The organism is Agrobacterium sp. SORGH_AS 787 (assembly GCF_030819035.1).
Classification (GTDB): domain Bacteria; phylum Pseudomonadota; class Alphaproteobacteria; order Rhizobiales; family Rhizobiaceae; genus Agrobacterium; species Agrobacterium larrymoorei_B.
The window spans coordinates 1,254,284-1,272,378 of the sequence record NZ_JAUTBG010000001.1 but is presented as its reverse complement, the minus strand read 5'-3'; the positions used below and the strand labels follow the sequence as shown (position 1 = coordinate 1,272,378).

The window sequence follows — 18,095 nt, the reverse complement described above, 5'->3', positions numbered from 1 at the left end:
GCCGGTGAGACCTGACGCAGAAATACGCTCAAGAAGAAATACGGGAACAGCAAAATGGATCACCTGAAACAGCATCGACCGGCAACGGGAGTGTGTCGCGCCTCGCACCGTCATCCAGGCTTTCGGCAGCGAGGAGATATCGCGTCATGAACCTCGTCGTCGCCATACTGCTTGGACAGGACGGGCTGACCAACGGCGCGATCTACGCCCTCTTAGCGCTCGCCATTCTTCTCGTTTTCTCCGTCACCCGCATCCTGCTTATTCCTCAAGGCGAGTTCGTGTCCTTTTCGGCGCTCACGATGGCCGCCATGCAAGCCGGCAAGCCGGTGCAGCTCGGCTGGCTGCTGCTTGCCTTTTGCGCAACCGCCATCCTCATGGATCTCTACACCGGATTGCGGGACAACGGGCGTTGGCTGATCAAGCCCACCATGATCTGCATCTCCATCTACGCACTCGCCCTGACGCTCGTGACCTTTTTCCTTCCGTTGGCCAGTGCTGGCGCTGCTATTCAGGCAGCCCTCACCACCGGTCTCCTCATTGCGTTCGGCCCACTTTTCTATCGCGTCGTCTTCCAGCCACTCGCCTCCGCCCATTCGCTGGTGCTTCTCATCGTTTCCATTGCCTCCCACGTGGCGCTTGTGGGCATCGGCCTCCTGATGTTCGGCCCCGAAGGAATGCGCACGGAACCCTTTACCGATATAAGCCTCAACATCGGCCCGGCCATGATCAACGGCCAGTCTGTGGCCGTGGTAGTGCTATCGCTGGCGTTGATCGGCATGCTGTACGCCTTCTTTGAAAAGACGCTCTACGGCAAAGCCTTGCGCGCCACCGCCGTCGATCGCCTTGGCTCTCAGCTGGTGGGAATCTCTCCCGCCCTTGCGGGTCAAGCAAGTTTTACGCTGGCGGCGCTAATTGGAGCACTGTCGGGCATATTGATCGCTCCACTGACGACCATCTATTACGACTCCGGCTTCATCATCGGCCTGAAAGGCTTTGCCGGCGCCATCATCGGCGGCCTCGCCAGCTATCCGCTCGCCGCTATCGGCGCGGTTGTTTTGGGTCTCGCCGAGGCATTTTCTACATTCTGGGCCAGCAGTTACAAGGAAGTGATCGTCTTTACTCTGCTGCTCCCCGTTCTTTTATGGCGTTCGCTGGCTCACAAGCGGGTGGGAGACGGCGAATGACGCTACGCCACCTTCGCATGCTCGGGCTTCTTGCCGCCGTTCCGCTGCTGGCGCTTTCCGCTATCCTCCTGCCCGGCCACCAGATCACCATCGCCAACAACATCGGCATCTATGCGCTTGCGACACTCGGCCTCGTGCTCATGACAGGCGTCTGCGGCATGACAAGCTTCGGTCAAGCGGCCTTCGTGGGGATCAGCGCCTATACGACCGCGGCAATCGCCACCGGCGCGGGTCTGCCACCGGCGCTTGAATTCCTCCGCTACAACCCGCTGCTCAGCCTTGTCGCAGGACTGTTCCTCACCCTTGGTGTCGCCGCCATTCTGGGTGGCCTTACGTTGCGTCTCTCCGGACACTATCTGCCGCTTGGCACCATCGCCTGGGGCCTGTCGATCTACTATCTGTTCGGCACGAGCGAAACGCTGGGCGGATATTCCGGTCTTTCCGGCATCCCGTCCCTGGAAATGTTCGGGCTGCGTTTCGACAAGGCATATCTACTGTTTCTGCTGATCTGGTTTGCCGTCCTCTGTGGCATCGCGATCATGTTCAATCTGCTGGACTCGCGAGAGGGAAGAGCCATTCGTGCCCTCAAAGGCGGCCAGACAATGGCCGAGTCAATGGGCGTCAATACCTTTCGCGCCAAGATGGCGGCCTTCCTCGTCGCGGCGGCTTTCGCGGCCGTCTCCGGTTGGCTCTATGCTTACACCCAGCGTTTCGTCAATCCGACGCCCTTCGGCCTGCAATACGGCATCGAATACATGTTCATGGCCCTGATCGGCGGCATCGGCACAGTGGGAGGCGCCGTGGTGGGAGCAGCCACGACGACGTTTATGAAAGAGTGGCTACAGAACCTGCTGCCGAACATTCTCGGCCAGGGCGGCAACTATGAAGCCATAGTTTTCGGCATCATCATCGTACTGCTGATGCAATGGATGCCGGGAGGCATCTGCGGCACCCTTCTTGCGCGGTTGACCCGCGGCGGCAACCTCAAGCCGGTGGCTACGACGACCTCCGATATCTTGCCTCTCGATCGCCGCGACCAACCTGACAAGACAGCGCCGATCCTCGATGTCCGCGGCATCACGCGCAAATTCGGCGGTCTTGTCGCCAACAGTGATATCTCCTTCGCCATCGACGCGGGTGAAATTCTCGCTGTGATAGGCCCGAACGGCGCCGGCAAAAGCACGCTCTTCAATCAGGTGTCTTGCGTCGACCGACCGACATCTGGCGAGGTGATATTCCGTGGTCAGGCAATCACTGGTCTTGGCGCGCGTCACGTGGCGAAAGCAGGCATGAGCCGCACCTTCCAGCATGTGAAGCTTCTGCCAGACATGAGCGTACTGGAAAACGCGGCGATCGGCGCCCATTTGCGGGGCAAGCACGGCCTTATTGCCTCCATTTTGAGGCTGGACCGCAAGGAAGAGGCACAAATTTTGGCGGAAGCCACCCGGCAACTGAAGCGCGTAGGCCTTGGGGATCATCTCTACGCAGAGGCCGGTAGTCTGGCGCTCGGTCAGCAACGAATTCTGGAAATTGCCCGCAGCCTGTGCGCCGATCCGTGCCTGCTGCTGCTGGACGAACCTGCTGCCGGCCTCCGTTTCAAGGAAAAGCAGGCGCTCGCCGACCTGCTCAGAAAGCTGAAGGCGGAGGGCATTGCGATCCTTCTCGTCGAGCACGATATGGATTTCGTAATGGGGCTGGCCGATCGCATCATGGTAATGGACTTCGGCCAGAAGATCGCCGAAGGCCTTCCTGCGGATATTCAGTCCAATCCGAAGGTGATCGAAGCCTATCTGGGAGGCGTCGAATGACCGGTACCTCACCCTTGCTGGCTGTTTCGGGCCTATCCGTGTCCTACAGCAAGATTGAAGCTGTAAGCGGTCTCAATCTTGAGGTCGGTGAAGGACAGATCGTCTCCGTCATCGGGCCGAACGGCGCTGGCAAGACAACCCTCCTGTCGGCGATCATGGGAATCCTGCCCTCACGCGGGACGATCCGCATCTCAGGCGAGGCTGTCGAGGCAGGGACGATCAGGGGCCGGATCGACCGAGGACTCGGTTTGGTTCCGGAAACGCGGGCCCTGTTTGGCACGATGAGCGTAGAAGACAATCTCAGGCTCGGCGCTTTCCGTTTCCACCGCTCTGCGGCGAGTAAACGTGCCGACACGCTGGAAGAGGTCTATACCCTGTTCCCGCGCCTGAAGGAGCGTCGAGCACAGATCGCCGCCACGCTATCGGGTGGGGAGCGACAGATGCTTGCGCTCGGTCGGGCCCTGATGGGCCGACCTCGTCTATTGATGCTGGATGAACCGAGTCTCGGCCTCGCACCGCTGATCGTGAGGGATGTTTTCCGTATCATCGCCGATCTGAGGCGCAAGGGCGTTTCTATATTGCTCATCGAGCAAAACGCCCGCGCCGCATTGAAGATCGCCGACTATGCTTATGTGCTCGAACTTGGACGCATCGCGCTGCAAGGCCCCGCCTCGGAACTCGCCCAGGACCCACGCGTGGTCGCAGCCTATCTCGGCATGACCAGCCAGCATCAGGAGATGCTCGCCACATGACGCTCGCCGCGCCCAAACTGTACAGTGTCGGCGGGCAATCGTTTGCCGCTGCGAAGCGCCAATAGAAGATTGCCAGCAACGAAGAGCGCTAGGCGCGTCGTACCGGGAATGTCTGTGAACAGGCATCCAATCAAAGGGAAGAATATCCATTCCGGATATGATCGGCCTGGGCCTGGAGCGAATGCCTGAGCAATACTCTGACGACCGCGACGGGGACCGCCCTGTCGCGCCCGGTTTAAAAACCAGATTCGAGGAAATGAAAATGCTGTCAGTTGAAGAACAGATCGCGAGCTTGACCCGGAAAGTCGATGCGTTGCAAGCAGAAGCAGATATCCGCCGCATCGTAAGCCGCTACATGTTTCTGTGCGATGTTCCGATGCCCGAACCGGACGCCGAGGGAGGAAAGCGGATCGATCTCATCCTGGAACTCTTCAGCGATGATGCCCAATGGGAGGGCGTCGGCGCCTATTACGATAATCAGTTCGGCAAGAAGCAGGGCAAGGCAGCACTGCGCCAGCACTTCGAAGGCTTTTTCGCGCCACGCGAACCGCAGATGATCCTCAACTGCCATTATCTGACATGTGAGCATATCGCGGTGAATGGTGACAGCGCGGAGGGAACATGGGTTCACTTTCAGCCCTGGATCTTCAGCGACGGCACCTCGCTGCTGCGCTCCAGCCGGCTGTATAACGCCTTCAAGAGAGAAAACGACGTGTGGAAAATGTCACGATATCGAACCGAAAACGTCTTCGTAGCGCCCCTGCCGAAAGAGTGGTGGGACTTCATTCCTGCAGAATCGATCCTCATGCGAGATGCCGCGGCCTGATCTCCCGCAAGCTGTCGTCGCGGGGGCACAGGGTGAACGGTTTTCTTATGCCACTTGCAGATGGTGTCGGGAAACGTCTAGATTTTATAACGTTGGGAGGCGGCAAGAGGGCTGCACATGAACGAGTACGAGATCAGCCGGATCATAGCGCTTGCAGACCGGTTGACGGCCCGTTTTCGTGTGGCCTTCCCCGAAGCGGGGCAGAATAGCGTCTGGCAAATCGTCAGCAATCTCGTCCGCCTGCATCTCGAAGGCCATATGATAACGCTGACCAGCCTTATCGCTGCGTCCGGATTGCCCTATGGCACAGCGATCCGGTGTATACACGCACTTGAGGCGCGAGGCATGATCGGCCGGCAAGCGCGCAGCCGTAGCGGCAAGAGCTTCGTCTATTTTCCCACCCCCTCGCTTTTGAAAAACTTCGAGGCCTATGCCGAAGACGTCAAGCAAGAGTTGTCTCGAATGGTTGTGGAGGAACCGCGGCTCGACGCAACCAAATATTTTTTTGGCGGGGACCATCAACGCCACGCCCTGACGGAGCGTCAACTTCGGGGACTGCGCGATATAGAAGGCGTGGAAACACTGCAATTTCTGCTGCATAACGATTGGTACTTCATGTCGCTGCGTCACGTGTGGTCGGATTTTCGCAGCCGTATCGGCCCATCCGGCAATTTCACTCTTGTCGACCGGCAAACATTATATGAAACGATCAGGCGCAATGCCGAGCAACCGGTTTCCGGTGCCGACATCATCGCGATTGCGCCGTCATGGGTGGGAGAGATGGCCGCTGGCGCCATCATCGCGCCACCGGGGGCAGCATCAGCTTTGCGCAGACGTCGCCAGCCCACTGCATGCCATGCTGGCACCGTCAGGCCTCGAAATGGCCGTTCCTGCCTATGTGGCCATCGATCTGCTGGCCGTTCGCCGCGACCTTCTTGATGAAGAAGCCTTGAGCTATCCAACCAACCTTGATGCCGTCCTCGCCACGGCTCGGCAACTCCACACGCCGCGCCATAACCGTTACGGTATCGTCTGGGGCGGCAGTCGTGGGCTGGCGCTCGGACACAGCTTCCTGTTCATCTTGTCATGCATGGGAGCGCAGTGGCCGCAAAACGGTGCCAATTCACTTGAATTGGTTTCAACGTTTCTGACAGGAAGCGAAAGCGTGGCAGCATTCGAGTATTTACGAATGCTGATCGAAGTCTCAGCTCCTGGCGTGTTGAACGGGGGATCGGGGGAAACACAGGCGGTGTTCGCCGCAGGATCAGCGGCGATGAGCTTTCTTTCTTCGCTGGATGCCACCCGCTTCGAACTCGACATAAATTCGAAGGTAAAGCACAGGGTCGCGTATCTTCCCCCTCCCATCGCAACCCGTGGCCGCGGGAAGGTGCCCCTTGACGGCTTCTTTCTGGCGCTCCCGGCAAATCTTCCACCACCACGCCAAAAAACGGCCCAAGCCGTACTTGCGGCATTGGCATCGCCGGAAAGCACGGGCGTTGAAGAGGATGTAGGCCGGCTCCCCACCTCCTCACTCTTCAGCCTCATCCGAGATCCGGAACAGGCCAGAAACTCTGCTATCCACGCCCTCATTGCCTCGCTCACGCGGCAGCACAAGCTCGTGGCGCCTTCTCCTATCCTACCCCCGCACGAAATCGTCGTTACTCAAATATTGGGAGAAAACCTCCACGACGCTTTGGCCAACAATGCAAAAAACGGTACCGCAGCGCTCGCCTCGGCCGCAAAGAAAATTCGATCCATAGGTTTAAACGCTTAACGGTTCAGAAAAAGAACAGCCTAGGTGTTTAGTCCCGGCATTTTATGGATGGGATCGATGATGAAACGATCCGGCTCCGAAGCCATCGTTTACAGATGAACTCGTAGGGCGTGAGGCCCTTGAGTGTCTTGAGCCTTCGTCCGAAATTGTAGGCGTCGATGAAGTCTGCGAGATGCTTTTTGAGCTGTTCGTGATCGCCGTCATGGAAGCGCTTGACGGTCGCGTCCTTGATGGTCCGGTTCATTAGCTCGACTTGTCCATTGGTCCATAGATGCTTCACCTTGGTCAGCCGGTGTTCGATATTGTTCTCGTCACAGACGCGGTCGAAGATGTGATTGAAGGCGTAGCGATCGCAAGCCCTATTGGTGAACTGAATGCCATTGTCTGTCAGAACCGTATGGATGGCATAGGGCACAGCTTTGACCAGGTTGCCCAGGAATTGGCTGTATTCGTTTTTCCGGCTTCGGCGTAAAGCTCAACAAACGCAAACTTGGACGTTCGATCAATCGCTACAAACAGATAGAGCTTGCCCTCAGCGGTCTGAACTTCAGCGATATCGATGTGGAAGTAGCCGATCGGATAACTCTTGAACTTCTTTTTCGGCTCTTTATCTCCCGCCACTTTCGGCAGTCGTGAAATGTCATTGCGCTGTAAGCATCGACGTAAGGATGAGCGCGTCAGATGCGGGATTGTTGGCTGAAGGGCATAAAGGCAATAATCCAAAGGCAGAAGCGTGTGCCTTCGGCTTCGGAAGGCGACAATCACGGCCTTCTCCTCGAGACTCAAGATAGTGGAATGCGGCTCCTTCGGCCCGGTCGCCAAATCGGCAACCGATGTGCGTTTCCTCCACTTGGAAACGGTCTTCAGGTTGATCCCATACCGTTTTGAGAGCGCTCTCAGGCTCTCTTGACTATGTTGTATCGCTCGACGGATTGCCTCAGTCGTTGTGGCGCGACCACGTAGAACCTGGCCCATAGTGCCTCCTTCCATTCGACGGAAAATAGTGCACCATTAAAATCCGGGATCATACATCCGATTGTCTCAGGTGAAAGTGGCGCGGCCGGATTCGCAGGGCTGCTGCGGATCGCCGGAGACGTAGACGCTCGAGCAAAGCTGGGATTGGACCGGCGCAGCCGTGTCCTTCTGATCAACACCGAGGGCGCGACCGATCCCGCTTCATATGAGACTATCGTAGGTTTCTCACCGGAACAGGTGTCGGCCCGCGCGGTGAGGCGCGCCAGCTGAGCTCCTTTAACTTCACAACCACAAAAGGGAACGTACTTTGTCCATACTCAAGATTCCGCAGGCGAATTCGAAGGCCGCATCGAAAGTGCGCACAAGCATAAATTCGACGCCTTGGTGGTCTCCGCCCCGCCGCACGTGCGCTATTTCACGGGTTTCGACTCTCCGTTCTGGGAAAGCCCGACACGCCACACGGTTCGTCGTGGTACCGTTGGGAGGCGATCCCGTCGCCGTTATCCCGGAAATCGGAGCACCTGAGATGGCGCTTACCTGGATGAGGGACATCCGAACATGGCCGGCTCCGGTGCCAGAAGACGACGGCATATCCCTCCTCAAATCCACGATCAAAAGCTTCTCGAGGAAGCACGGGCGGGTCGGCGCTGAAATGGGCAGAGAGATGTCTCTCCGCATGCCAGTATCCGGCCTGCTCAACTCTGTCGTTCGTGCACTCGTCGGCGAAGGCGTGTCCATCAAGGAGATTGTGTGCAGAACCGGGCACAGCCGAAAGCTGGTCCGCGTTATCGTTCGTGATCAGCGGACCGACATCTCTCGGGTTCGGCAAACCCTCCCTCGAACCGCATTTGCCTTGGCTGGAAGCGCAATGGGACACCGGATTGCGAAACGGCGCTGAACTGTGGCGGCAGCTTCGGCTGGCTGGTTTTAGTGGGGGTCTCCGCGTTGTTACGGAACGGGCAACACGACGAAGGCGAGCCGAAAAAGCCGAAAACGGGCTCGGCCACGCGCCCGCAGCACGCACCGTCGTCCGGCTGATGACCCTTGAACACAACAATTTGACCAAAGTTCAGACGATGACGGTCGCTGCGATCCAGGAGCGACTACCAGATCTTGTCGAGGCCTAAGATGTCGTGGAAAGCTTTGACGAAATGCTGCGACGCAAGTCTAAAGATGATCTGGACATGTGGATCGACCGCGCAGCAACAAGCTGGGTCGCGTCATTTGCCAACGGCGTTATCCGCGACAAAGCAGCGGTTCAGAATGCAATCACTTCAGTTTGGTCGAACGGCCAGACAGAGGGCCAGATCACCAAGCTGAAACTCATCAAACGCCAGATGTACGGGCGCGGAAAATTCGATTTGCTTGAGGCATGTATCCTTGGGGAGCCCTGATGTCATCGAAATTGCGTCAGACCCAATTTTGCACGCCTAAACACATATTGGCCGAGGCGAAGACCAATGCCCGCTCGTCGCTGGACTTCGTGCATGACCAGTTTACCTGCGGCAGACGCTTTCGGATCCTCAATGTCGTTGATGACGTGAGGCGCACATGCCTGGCAGCGATCCGGACACGTCCATCTCTGGTCGACGTGTCGCCCGAGAACTGACGACCCTGATCGAGCGACGGGACAAGCCCGGCATGATTGTCTCGGACAACGGGACCGAACTGACCTCGAATGCCATTCTCGCCTGGTCGAGGGATCATAAGGTAGAGTGGCACTACATAGCGCTGGGGAAGCCAATGCAGAACGGCTATGTCGAGAGTTCAACGGTCGGATGCGTGACGAGTGCCTCAACGAGAGGCTCTTCTTCAGCCTCGATCATGCCCGCAGCGCAATTGCTGAATGAGCTGACGACTATAACCATTTCCGGCCACACTCATCACTCGGATATAGACCCAGGCAAGCTTTGCCGGGTCCATCGCCGCAGCCGGCTCCAACGCTACGTAAGATGAAAGCTTCGCGTTTCCGCCGGTTACTCCCATCGCGCCATTTGGCGTATTCAAAGCCGCCGAGGCTCTGATCGCAGATGGATGAAACTTCAGTGGCAAGTCAAGAAACCTGAAATCTTCACTCGAACCCCAGGCCACGACATGTTGGGACCAAACACCTAATTAGTGAGTTTGTCTGCCTCGGAATTTGAAGCTTCCAGCTCCCCAACGCCTTTTTGAACACACTACTGCAACAGCGCGGGCTGCATACAGCGCGCATCCGTCACCCGGACATCAGCTTCACCGACCTTGACTCCGAAGATCAGCATCACGTTATAAAGGACTTGATCGACCGGCCGAGCAGCAACGGAAAGAGTATCGGCCAACGCCGCTTGTACCGCGGTCGGTGAGCCGACACTTAAAACCAGCACGTTGATATCGAGATCGAAGTTTTTCAAGATGGACTGAATGTAGGAGGTCCAACCATCTCTAGTGGATACATCTTTGATCGTCGCTTGATTGATGTCCGCTTGCGTGAACGTCAATCTGGTCTTCGCCAAATTGCCGACCGTGACATGCGACATGCCGTTTATTTTTACGAGACGTGAGTCGACGATCGCTGCTTTCGTTACGCGCGGCTTACTGCCGAACTTACTGAAAGCGCTTGTATCCACTTTGCCGACAGCAATTTCCACCACTCCAGGTACCACATCAACGTCCACGGCGTTGTTGCCGCCGGCTGCGCAACGAATGTCTACAAGTTTTCCTTCGGCAGGTGCCATTTCGACGTAGAGAGGTAGACGCACCTGAAGGCCAGCCAAAGCTTTCAACCCGTCGACGGTGGTGTTCAAGGCAACTCGGGTCTGAGCAGTTCTGACGACGGTTCCGACGCCGCCCACCGCCAACGATGTCGTCAGCACAGGCAATTCACCGATGGCGATGGTCAGTTTTGTGGAAGCCAAGCCGGGAATGTTGGTGCCCGCATCGACTTCAAACTGATGTCGTCCGTTTGCGGCAATCGCCGTAGCGGAAATCAAATCGAAGACGCTGACCGTGACCTTCGGATTGCCGCTGCTTCCTACCATATTGTCGAGGAAGGGGCCAAGGTTGACAATTTTCTCCAACGGAAAATTGAGCGTGGTTGTGTTGGCTGCCCTTTCCAATTTCTGGATGGTTGAGGCGACGGACGGCTGTAACCCACTGGTTCTAGCCAGGGCGCTGAGAAACTGGCTCAAGGTAATTTTCGTTGTTACGAGCTCGCGATAGGTTCCGACGTTCAGCTTAAGATCCGTTGCGAGGATGTCGATCGTTTTCAGCAGGCTCACATCGGCGCTGGCAAGCGATTGATAGTCCCCCACCTTAAGATGAATGGTCGAACCAAAAAGAGTGCTCAGTACACTGTTGATCAGACCGTCATTGAGGCTGGCTGCGCGAGATCCAACGGAAAATGCGGCTACCCTTTGTGCCCCAGCCGTTCCCACTGCTGAGAGGTTAGGCGGGGTCGTGAAGCCTGACGCAAAGTAGAGCCTGCCTTTTTCGAAAATTGCGACCTTTACTGCGTCGGCAGGCGCTGCGTTAGGGGTAAACCGCCTCTCCACTGGAGTGTCCGGGTCCGCGACATAACGCCCTGTGGTGATCTCCGCGTAACCGTCCAGTCCCGCTCCGTTGATGTCGGCATCCTTTGGCAGGAGTCCACCTTCGGTCAAGAGACCTGATCCAGTTCTGATGCCAATTTTCTGCCCGTTGAGTTTGAAGTATTGCAATACGGCCTGTTCAGCATCGAGTGCGGAGGCCGCGGAAATCGCAGCGAGATCCGCAGATTGCTGGAGCTGCCTTTTTTGCAGCGTCAATGCCCCATAATCCACCCCGAGTGCCAAAACGCCGACAATCATCGGCGCAGTCAACGCTGCCATAAGTGCGATATTGCCCGCATCGTCTTGATTAAACCGAAAGATCGAAGATCGTATCTTCCCCATCTCATATACCCCCGATCCTAACGGTGGAAAATCGTCTTATCGTTTTTGCTGGAAGCGCATAGGTATAAAGGCCCCAAATTGGCAGCTTCGTTGCGTCATAATCCACGGTAACCGTAAACTGGTTGCTGTTGGCATTGTCGATGCCAACGGTGACGTTAAGGTCGCCCTTGTCCAAGAACGCATAACTAAGCGCGCTCTTGCTGACGAAGTCTCTTGCTAGTGCTTCCCGTTCCTGATTGTTCAAACCGGCAATCGCGGTTCTGGCGGCATCTGCAGCCACCTGCTGCACGGAATAGGCAGCCATGAGATATATCCCATAGGCTACCATGCTCAGCAGAACGATGATGAAGAGCGGCGCCACGATGGCAAATTCGATTGCCGAAGATCCAGACCGATTATGAAGTACTCTCGAGAGATATGCCACGATTCTTGCCTAAAAATTGACAATATAATTTTCCTACCCCTAGTCTTGCGGCTTTTATTTTTTCTTAATGCAGAGATTTTCGATTTGTATCGATTTAATACAACGTGATTTTCACATTATATTATTATTTTTTCATGAGCTTATTTTATAATTGAAAATAGTAATATTTCGAAACGTGAAAGCAATATCAAAGACAATCTGCAAAAATCACTTTGTATCTTTAGCAATATCAAGTGACAACGAATGGGGATTTCGGTGGCGCTACTGGGTGGATATTGACTTTCATCGTACGGGTACGGCGTTGCGGTCCGGTGCTTCCGTCGACCGAGGGCAAGATATGGCCTGTCGCACTGGCGATCTGAGTTTTGAATTACAACGAAGTGGAAGGATTACTCAACCTGTCACACTCCCTGTAAGGGGTCATAACCAGCGCCGAAAACTGCACCCGGTACGACGGAATTCGACCTGAGTGAAAGCAGTGCCTCAGGTATTATAGGACGCGCTTATGGAAAAGCAGCCTTACCCTGTCGGCATCGCAATCGGGAGAGCTATGCGAAAAAGGCGCGTGCCAACGGAGTTTCTCAGTCCGACCCTGGCACAAAAGTCGGGGGCGGCTTTCAGAAGGTGCAGAAGTACGAGAAGGGCACCAACCGGATATCCACGAGCATGCTGACTGAAATTACCCGCGTGCTCCATGTGGACATGGGAAACTTTTTTGACGGCCTGGAAGCTCAAAATGGCAAAGAATTAGTCGACGTCATGACGCCCGGGCACCTCGGCGTTACGCGTGAGGCAGCCTCCCCCAATGAGTCATTTTTGCAGATTAGCGACTCCCGGGTTGGTCGTAAGATTTGTTGATCTTGTACGTGTTGTCGCTGGCTACAACTCCAACAACGACGAAGAACCTCCTCAAGCCACCGCGGAGTAAACAAGCAAGTGAAGGTGCCTAGTGTTTAGCCCCGGTGCCTAAAGCGTGTTGCGATCTTTTAGATTCGCTGCTCGCGCTTTAAATCGTTGTTCTAGAGCAGGTCGCTACTGGAAAACCGCTATGCACTTTTACGCGATATGTTTTAATGGACAGGGTCCGACAGGCCCGGTTCGACGCTAACACCGGTGCTTGGGCGCCGACGCTAAAGGCGTAGCACTCGGTGAGGTGGTCATCTTTGCGATGACACTCACCATGCCACCACCCGCGACGGGGCGTCCGTTCAATTGCAAGCGCGTCGTTTTGCGACACGCGCAATGCTTTCGCTTATCCCGCAAGGGGGCTTATAACATTAGAACATACCCAAAGGATCACCGCTGGATTCTCGGAGGTGCTGACGAGCGCGTGCCCCATCATGCTGTCGAAATAACAGCTGTCGCCCGCATTCAACACGGTCGTGGCATAGAGACTGGTATGCAGCGTGACGCAACCTTCGAGGACATAGACAAACTCCTCACCTGTATGTGTGACCAGCATCTCGAATTCTTTAACGGACCGCGCCTCTATGCGGGTGAGAAGCGGGACGAGTTTTTTGTTTGCGATGTCCGCGCACAAGAGCTCATAGGTATAATTGCCGACCGTCATGACTGCACCTTCGCCCTTGCGGGTTATTGCGCGGCGGCCACTAATGGGGGTGGACGGTTTGTGAGAAAAGAGCTCCGACACATCTATATCAAGGCCGTGTGCGAGGCTAAGGATCGTTTCGTAAGTCGGCGACATCTGCGCGTTTTCTATTTTAGAAAGCGTCGAGGGCGCGAGGCCACTACGTTCTGCAAGCTCGCCGATGCTGAAGCCGCCGTCCTGCCGCAGGCGCCGCAAGGTGGTAGAAAGCGACCGAGAATGAGGGCGCGATCCGCGATCCGGTGCATCATCGGAAGCCCTGTGGGTCTGATCATTCTTCAAAATCGCCATTGGTTTTTACCTCGGTTGGAGCTGCCTAGAGGTTGAGTCAACCTAAGCATTATAATTCCATGGTTGTTAGCCCTGATTAGCCATATCATTCAGGCGTTGCCAATCGGCAAGCTGAAGCAAAATTCCATTTTTCATGGATAGAGCGCGCCTTGTGTGTCGCCGGTCACCGGGCAGGCGGGAAACACCAACTTTCATTAGGCGCTCGGTGAGCGCATTCACTCTTTGCGCGAAAACCGTTTTTCTGCCGCAGTCAGGATCAATGACGATAACGACTTGACCCGTGTGGGGTGTCTGGGCGCCGGGATGGTCAGACCAGTCGACCTCATAGGAGAACTTGCCGCCAGTCAGAGCAGCGGCGAATAGCTCGATCATCATCGAAACGGCGGAACCTTTGTAGCCTCCGAATGTCAGGAGCGCTCCGCCGTCCAGAACGCGGTTGGGATCGGTTGTCGCTTTGCCATCTCGGTCCACTCCGTAACCAGGAGGAAGCGTAAAGCCCTGCCGCGCAGCAATCTGAACGTCGCCATTAGCGATTGCGCTTGTCGCAAGATCGGCTACGAGAGGGCTGCCAGCGCCACGCGGTGCGGCGAACGCAATCGGATTTGTACCGAAGGTCGGCTTTTTTCCGTCGAAGGGAACAGTGCAGGCAAAGCTGTTGACCATACTCACGGCCAGCAAGCCCATTTCAGCAAAAGGCTCCACATCCGGCCACAATGCGCTGAAATGGTGCGAATTGCGGATCGCCGCTATTGCGATACCATTGCGACGTGCCTTCTCTATGAGGAGAGGAGACGCAGCGGCAAGTGCTGGCTGGGCAAAGCCGTTCATGGCATCGACGCGAAAAAATGCCGCTGCAGCGTCTTCCACGGAAGGGACCGCCGAAGGATCTACCCACCCGCTCCGGATCGAGCTCACGTATCCCGGAATGCGGAAAATTCCGTGTGACAGCGCCCCATCGCGCTCACAGTTGGCACAGTTCGATGACAGAAGTGCGGCAACCGCAGAGCTCGCGCCCACGCGGATGAAGATGCTCCGCAGTAGCTCACGCAGGGTATCGTAATCCGTTATGACTTTCGATTCCGAAGGCTCGCCTTCCGAAGCGTAAAAACTGTTAATCGTCATGTTGATAGCGTCCATTTCCGATAGGAAACATATTTTGCGATGAATGCATTTTCAAGAAGAAAGTTTCTTCCCGCTCCAATTAGGGATGCATATTCACCTTGAGCATATTTAATTGAAATGACTATGGAATTCTGATGTTTTGGGCTAGCAAAGGAATTTCATATTTTACATGGACGATGATTGACAGCTGCAATCTTGTCATTACTATAGGCACTATAATTTCCGATACGAAATGAATTGAGTGGACGACCATATGCTGCCAGCTTGCCTTATCTGCAGCAGCGTCAGCTATCGAGCGCGAAGTGTTCGTCGATATGACAGAGGGGCGGCGTTGTTCGGCGCCTTGAAACAGAGTGGCGGCTGGCTGAGGTTGAAGAATTGGAACTGATTGATCTTGATGCTAAGCTTGAAGATGTCATCGAGACAAATTTCGATGCTCAAGTCGCGTGGCTTGCCAAGCTTGTATCCTTTGATTCGGTTCGCGGAAATGAGGGGCCGTGCCAGGAATGGTTGGCGACTGAATTTTCAAAGCGTGGCTGGGGCTTGGACAGCTTCACGATCGCAGATGTCGATATTGAGGGAAAGCGTGGTTTTTCGCCCGTCATAGACGCGGACTACTCCAAGGCCGTTCAATTGGTTGCAACGGTTGAGGCTGGCGATTTGCCGGGTCGAAGCCTCATTCTCCAGGGACATATTGACGTTGTGCCTCCTGGCGCACATGAGCTTTGGGACCGCCCTCCTTTCGTTCCTCATATCGAAGACGGCTTCATGTGGGGACGAGGCGCGAACGACATGAAGGTTGGCGTCGCCGAGATGGTCTTCGCGCTGGATGCGTTGAAGAAGCTGGGTTACGTACCGGATGGCAAGGTGTTGGTCCAGACGGTGAGTGAGGAGGAATGTACGGGTAATGGCGCCCTGGCTACGCTTGAGCGAGGCTATAGAGCCGATGCCGTTCTTATTCCGGAATCCCTTAACAATCGCCTTATTCGCGCAGAGCTTGGATCTGTGTGGTTCAGGTTGCGGATACTTGGCAAGCCCGGGCACGTACTGAACTTCAATCGCGCATCCAACGCTATCCTCGCGGCCTATGAGTATGTTGAAGACCTGGAAAAACTCACTAAGGAGGTCAATGGTGAGGCGAAAAATCACCCTTGGTTCAGTCATATCGACAACCCTGTGAAGTTCAGTCTCGGGAAAATTCGAGGCGGCGACTGGCTCGGTTCAGTGCCCTCCTGGTGCGAGATTGAATGCAGACTTTCCGTCCTGCCGGGGCACCCGCTGCACGAGGTTCGTCAGCGAATCCTCAACCGTGTCGAAGAAACAGCAAAACGTCTCGGCACTGACCGCGTGCCTGAACATACGTGGATCGGCTTTCAGGCCGACGGACATGTTTTTGAACCGGGGAGCGAGGCTGAAGCTGTGCTTGCTCGGAGCCATCGCGCGGTCTTCGGTTCTGAACTTGAAAGCTTCAGTATGACGGCCACCAGCGATACGCGGCAATATAATCTCTATTATGATATTCCGGCCCTTTGTTACGGCGGGCGCGGTGAGGATAGTCATTCTCCCAAAGAGCGCACTGATCTGGCCAGCATGAAAGAAACAACGCGTGTTCTGGGATTGTTCATCGCAGAGTGGTGCGGTTTGAAGAAGGTTGGCGCAAGATGACTATTGCCACCTCATCCTCCATCATCGCCTTTAAGTCATGGGACTTGGACAAAGCCAAGCTTAAACTCTCCCAGAAACCGTTGAGAGCAGCATATGACCATTGCGTATGATAGCGAGGAATTGTGGAAAATTGCAGCCGGGCCCGATGCCGGTCCGTCGCTCTTGTCCTACATCCGCCAAGGGCTTAAGCGGGACGCAGGTTGTGGGTTGATGACAGCTTCGGTTTACGATGTCCCGAACATGAGATCGCGGCGCGTTTTTTCGGACGATCCACAGGCTTATCCAGTCGGCAATTTCAAGCGTCTCGACCGCAATCTCTATTTCGAAAAAGTAATCGTCGGGAACAAACACTTTTCATCGACAACGATCGAAGAGATTGCAGAGGTGTTTTTCGACTGGGAGAAGATCCGGGATCTCGGTTTCGACTCCAATCTCAATGTTCCGGCAGTTGTGAATGGCCAGGTGATCGGTTCCGTCAATCTTCTAGCGAAGAAGGGGCACTACACCAGCGAGCGGGTAGAAATGGCATTGCTGTGGAAGCCGGCCATCACCCTCGCTTTCCTTCTTCTCCACCATCAAGGAGCGGAAACCGCCACCTTCACGTCAAGGCAAGAGATCACGGACACACCCATAATGGAGGGTGAGTAAGCCACCCTCCACGCCAAAAAACCAGAAATCGAAAGAGAGCCGAAAAGGCCGCATCAGACCTTCAGAGTATATGGAGCGCTAAATGAAACTAAGATTGTTGACAGCCACCACCCTCTTGGTTGGGGCATCGCTGATATCCGCCGCGCAAGGGCAGGACAAGACCTTCAAGATTGCCTTCCTTGCGGCATCCAGTCAGAACGGGTTTAATCAGGCGATCTATTCAGGAATAGAAAAGGCCGCCAAGCAATATCCAAATGTCACAACCGAAATCTTTGACGGCAAGTTTTCTGCCCCGACGCAATTTGCCCAGGTCGAGGATTTGACCGCGGCAAAACGTTTTGACGCCATTATCCTTTCCCCAAACGATACGGTCGGTATCGCGACTGCGCTCGAAGACGCCACGGCTGCCGGCCTCAAGGTCGCCACCACGCTCTTCCCGGTTGGCCCCGACTTGAAGAACATGCAGCCTCAGATCAAGGGTCTGACGACCACCGTCGCCAGCGATCCTTCGATCGGCGCCAAGGCACAGGCAGAAAAGATCGTCGAATACTGCGCGAGCAAAGACCCGTGCCGTGTGGTCGTTATGATGGGTCAACTGATCTATCCATTCGACAATCTGCGCTATGAAACCTTCAAGGAAGTCCTCGGTCAGCACAAGAACATCAAAATTGTCGCAACGGGCGAAGGCAATTACAGTCCCGATACGTCTCTTAAGGCGATGCAGGATATTCTACAGGCCAACCCGGAAATCGACGCTGTGCTTTCCAACGCTGACCAGCATCTGCTTGGCGTAGAGATAGCGCTGGAAGACGCGGGTATTGATCCATCATCGATCTATCTGATTGGCGGTGGCCTGAATCAGATCACGATCGACAAAATCCGCGAAGGAAAATTCAAGGCATCCTTGGCCAACTTCCCGGAATCGATGGGTTCGTCCGCACTGGATGCCGTCGTGAAGTCTTTGAAGGGTGAGCAGGTCCCCGTCTGGATCGATGAATCTAAGCTTCACGACATTCCGATGATCGTAGACAAGGCCTGGCTCGATGCCCATCCGGATTTCAAGGCGGAATGGCCAGGCTGATATCGCTTCGCCGAATGGCGCGGCAGACTGG

At 55.5% G+C, this 18,095-nt stretch carries 16 protein-coding genes and 2 pseudogenes; 13 read left to right on the top strand and 5 right to left on the bottom strand.

Annotated elements, in window-relative coordinates:
- Positions 1-146 precede the first annotated feature (146 nt).
- From QE435_RS05525 to QE435_RS05500, 6 genes are all read left to right on the top strand, one after another.
- Positions 147-1,184: a branched-chain amino acid ABC transporter permease gene (locus QE435_RS05525; protein ID WP_306928814.1), complete on the top strand. Its 1,038-nt coding sequence runs from the start codon at positions 147-149 to the stop codon at positions 1,182-1,184.
- Complete coding sequence (locus tag QE435_RS05520) at positions 1,181-2,992, top strand: branched-chain amino acid ABC transporter ATP-binding protein/permease (protein WP_349040542.1); 1,812 nt, start codon at positions 1,181-1,183, stop codon at positions 2,990-2,992. Before QE435_RS05525 ends, QE435_RS05520 begins: the two co-directional genes overlap by 4 nt.
- A complete protein-coding gene (locus tag QE435_RS05515; protein ID WP_349040541.1) occupies positions 2,989-3,744 on the top strand; it encodes an ABC transporter ATP-binding protein in 756 nt (251 codons plus the stop codon). Before QE435_RS05520 ends, QE435_RS05515 begins: the two co-directional genes overlap by 4 nt.
- A 157-nt stretch (positions 3,745-3,901) precedes the next feature.
- A complete protein-coding gene (locus QE435_RS05510) occupies positions 3,902-4,570 on the top strand; it encodes a nuclear transport factor 2 family protein (protein ID WP_349040540.1) in 669 nt (222 codons plus the stop codon).
- 117 nt (positions 4,571-4,687) lie between these two features.
- Positions 4,688-5,509 carry a hypothetical protein gene (locus QE435_RS05505; protein WP_349040539.1) on the top strand — a complete coding sequence of 274 codons (822 nt, stop codon included), beginning with the start codon at positions 4,688-4,690 and terminating at the stop codon, positions 5,507-5,509.
- Positions 5,451-6,344 (top strand): extracellular solute-binding protein, encoded by an 894-nt coding sequence (locus QE435_RS05500; RefSeq protein WP_349040538.1) that lies wholly within the window; start codon positions 5,451-5,453, stop codon positions 6,342-6,344. The genes QE435_RS05505 and QE435_RS05500 overlap by 59 nt, the downstream gene beginning before the upstream one ends.
- A 20-nt stretch (positions 6,345-6,364) precedes the next feature.
- Here QE435_RS05500 and QE435_RS05495 read toward each other — a convergent pair.
- Positions 6,365-7,319 (bottom strand): annotated as a pseudogene (locus tag QE435_RS05495) (IS481 family transposase).
- 746 nt (positions 7,320-8,065) lie between these two features.
- Here QE435_RS05495 and QE435_RS05490 point away from each other — a divergent pair.
- The 3 genes and pseudogenes from QE435_RS05490 to QE435_RS05480 all read left to right on the top strand — a co-directional run.
- The gene (locus QE435_RS05490) at positions 8,066-8,446 is read left to right on the top strand and encodes a hypothetical protein (protein WP_349040537.1); all 381 of its coding nucleotides are present in this window, start codon (positions 8,066-8,068) and stop codon (positions 8,444-8,446) included.
- A 6-nt stretch (positions 8,447-8,452) separates the two neighbouring features.
- Positions 8,453-8,713: a transposase gene (locus tag QE435_RS05485; protein ID WP_349040536.1), complete on the top strand. Its 261-nt coding sequence runs from the start codon at positions 8,453-8,455 to the stop codon at positions 8,711-8,713.
- A 65-nt stretch (positions 8,714-8,778) separates the two neighbouring features.
- A pseudogene (locus QE435_RS05480) lies at positions 8,779-9,357 on the top strand (integrase core domain-containing protein); the annotation flags it as partial.
- Between the two features lie 139 nt (positions 9,358-9,496).
- Here the strand turns inward: QE435_RS05480 and QE435_RS05475 are convergent.
- Together QE435_RS05475 and QE435_RS05470 are read right to left on the bottom strand one after the other, a co-directional pair.
- A complete protein-coding gene (locus tag QE435_RS05475) occupies positions 9,497-11,227 on the bottom strand; it encodes a TadG family pilus assembly protein (protein WP_349040535.1) in 1,731 nt (576 codons plus the stop codon).
- A gap of 1 nt (position 11,228) precedes the next feature.
- Positions 11,229-11,651: a pilus assembly protein gene (locus tag QE435_RS05470; RefSeq protein ID WP_309769891.1), complete on the bottom strand. Its 423-nt coding sequence runs from the start codon at positions 11,649-11,651 to the stop codon at positions 11,229-11,231.
- 666 nt (positions 11,652-12,317) lie between these two features.
- Between QE435_RS05470 and QE435_RS05465 the strand changes: the two genes are divergently transcribed.
- Positions 12,318-12,509 carry a hypothetical protein gene (locus QE435_RS05465; RefSeq protein WP_349040534.1) on the top strand — a complete coding sequence of 64 codons (192 nt, stop codon included), beginning with the start codon at positions 12,318-12,320 and terminating at the stop codon, positions 12,507-12,509.
- A gap of 394 nt (positions 12,510-12,903) precedes the next feature.
- On the opposite strand, the gene QE435_RS05460 is transcribed toward QE435_RS05465, so the two are convergent.
- Entirely contained in the window at positions 12,904-13,548 is a 645-nt protein-coding gene (locus QE435_RS05460; RefSeq protein WP_309769890.1) for an XRE family transcriptional regulator, read from the bottom strand.
- A gap of 66 nt (positions 13,549-13,614) precedes the next feature.
- Positions 13,615-14,670 carry an Ldh family oxidoreductase gene (locus QE435_RS05455; RefSeq protein WP_349040533.1) on the bottom strand — a complete coding sequence of 352 codons (1,056 nt, stop codon included), beginning with the start codon at positions 14,668-14,670 and terminating at the stop codon, positions 13,615-13,617.
- Positions 14,671-15,048: 378 nt separating this feature from the next.
- Between QE435_RS05455 and QE435_RS05450 the strand changes: the two genes are divergently transcribed.
- From QE435_RS05450 to QE435_RS05440, 3 genes are all read left to right on the top strand, one after another.
- Positions 15,049-16,335, top strand: coding sequence for an ArgE/DapE family deacylase (locus QE435_RS05450; protein WP_349040532.1), 1,287 nt, complete (start codon positions 15,049-15,051; stop codon positions 16,333-16,335).
- 93 nt (positions 16,336-16,428) lie between these two features.
- Complete coding sequence (locus tag QE435_RS05445; protein ID WP_349040531.1) at positions 16,429-16,983, top strand: hypothetical protein; 555 nt, start codon at positions 16,429-16,431, stop codon at positions 16,981-16,983.
- Between the two features lie 82 nt (positions 16,984-17,065).
- Positions 17,066-18,064, top strand: a complete 999-nt coding sequence (locus QE435_RS05440) for a sugar ABC transporter substrate-binding protein (protein ID WP_306929298.1) — start codon at positions 17,066-17,068, stop codon at positions 18,062-18,064.
- Positions 18,065-18,095: the final 31 nt, after the last annotated feature.